A 1512-nucleotide genomic window follows, 5' to 3' on the forward strand; every position below is an offset into this window, starting at 1 on the left:
CCGCAGCCCCCAAGCGACCTTGGGATATTTCGTGAAGCCCGAAAAGACCGACGATGCATTCGCCTCAGGCTGGTTTCACTCGGGCGACCTCGGTGTTTTCGATGACGAAGGATATCTGACTGTAGTCGACAGGATAAAAGACATGATCAAGTCCGGCGGCGAGAATGTCGCTAGCCGCGAGGTAGAAGAAGCGATCTACCAACTTGACGCGGTAGCAGAAGTCGCGGTATTCGGCGTCGCCGATCAGCGTTGGATCGAAGCGGTCACCGCGGTCGTCGTACCCAAAGAAGGAGTCGACCTCACCCCCGAATCTGTCGTCGCGCACGCAAGAACCGTGCTCGCGCACTTCAAAGCACCGAAGTATGTGGCGATTGTCGACGAACTCCCGAAGAATCCCAGCGGAAAAATCTTGAAGCGAATCCTGCGCGAGCAGTACGCAAAGCTGGGAGAATCGTAGATGTAAGCGCAGGTTCACAAACACCACACCTTGCACCGCTTCGGCGCTACGCTGGGACTACTGAGGAGAGAGAACACCTGTGGACCCGGCGGCCGATGCGATCACTCTAGACCCACTGAGCGGCGCCCCGGCGACGCGCGGCTCGTCGCTGTCGAATGACTGGGATGAGATCCAGGACTGGTCGGACTCGGTGTACATGCCGTACACAGTCCGACCGGTCGGTCGAGGACTGACGCCTGCCGCCAGTATGTATTCGGCGAGGATCAGGGACATAACCCTCACTCGATTCTGCTATGGCCTGCCGGTATCGATCGATGAGTTCGCCGCTGAGGCCGGAAACATCCTGGTGCTTACGACAATTCGCGGCGCCACACGCCACTCGGTGAGCGGTTCAACGTCGACCAGCCTGCTAGCCGGTGGGACGTTCGTGGCCGATTGCAGTCGTGTCGACTACCGGTTCGAAGCCGACCGGACCCACTTGCAGCTCAACCTGACCATCCCGCATCAGCTGATGGCAGATCTCGCCGTGCGATGGTGGGGCCTCCTTCCCGATGATCGTTTGTGGCGACACAAGTGCGTCGTGGGCGGACCCGGAAGTAGTTGGCTCGCATTGATGGAATATGTCGTCCGTACAGTCGCGTCGGGAAGCGCTCAGGTCGCCGACGGGCGTGTCGGGGCCAATCTGCAGGAGCTGGTCGCCGCCCAGCTCCTGACAGATTGGGCTGCTCGCGCCGGGGTCGAGCTGACACCGCGGCCCAACCTCGACGCGCCCGGGTATGTACGCCGGGCGGTGCGCTACATCGACGAGAACGCCCACGAGTTACCCACCGTGTCCGAAGTCGCGGTCGCCGCCGGCGTCAGCGTGCGCGCTCTCGCTGGCGCCTTTCGGCGATACCTCGACACCACGCCGCGCGACTATCTGCGTGAACAGCGACTGCAAGGAGCGCGTCGCGACCTGCAGGCCGGCAGATCGACGACGGTCGTCGATACGGCCGGTGCCTGGGGATACGTCAACATGGGCATCTTCGCCGCCGCATATCGCAGACGCTTCGGGG

General features: G+C 62.0%; 1 protein-coding gene and 1 pseudogene. Both read left to right on the plus strand.

The features are described 5' to 3' along the window. Positions 1–457, plus strand: a pseudogene (locus ACFWF3_RS35640) (acyl-CoA synthetase); the annotation flags it as partial. A 79-nt stretch (positions 458–536) separates the two neighbouring features. Continuing rightward, positions 537–1512 (plus strand): AraC family transcriptional regulator (locus tag ACFWF3_RS35645; RefSeq protein WP_379318541.1); only part of this gene is annotated, 976 nt, incomplete at its 3' end.

It is taken from the genome of Nocardia sp. NPDC060220, assembly GCF_042727815.1.
GTDB lineage: Bacteria > Actinomycetota > Actinomycetes > Mycobacteriales > Mycobacteriaceae > Nocardia.